This is a genomic window from Dorea sp. 210702-DFI.3.125, from assembly GCF_020560945.1.
GTDB classification, from domain to species: Bacteria; Bacillota; Clostridia; order Lachnospirales; family Lachnospiraceae; genus Dorea; species Dorea formicigenerans.
The window spans coordinates 1-318 of record NZ_JAJCNF010000106.1 but is presented as its reverse complement, the minus strand read 5'-3'; the positions used below and the strand labels follow the sequence as shown (position 1 = coordinate 318).

Sequence of the window (318 nt, the reverse complement as noted above, 5' to 3'; positions counted from 1 at the left end):
CTTTCTCATACCGGGCAACCTCCGGGTGTTCCTGTTTGAATTTCTCCTTTGTTTTTTTGAAAAATATCTTCTGGTATTTCTCATAGACAGGCTTACATTCCTGGCAGTCTGTCCGGCTGGCAAGAATCCCGTCAATCACTTTGCTGCGGGTTTCCTTTGGCTTCATCTGATTGCGGTAATCGGCGGCTGATTTCCCGGAAGATTCCAGAAATACTTCTAAGTCCTCCACAGTGGAAAGCCCCTTTTGCCGGAGATAGGACAGGGCTTCGCTGACTGCCTTTAAGTCCTGTGAAGTCCCCCGGTTCTGTCCAGCCCTTG

General features: G+C 49.4%; 1 pseudogene. It reads right to left on the bottom strand.

Features of this window, described 5'->3' with window-relative positions:
• Positions 1-318: pseudogene (locus LI164_RS15755) on the bottom strand (conjugal transfer protein); the annotation flags it as partial.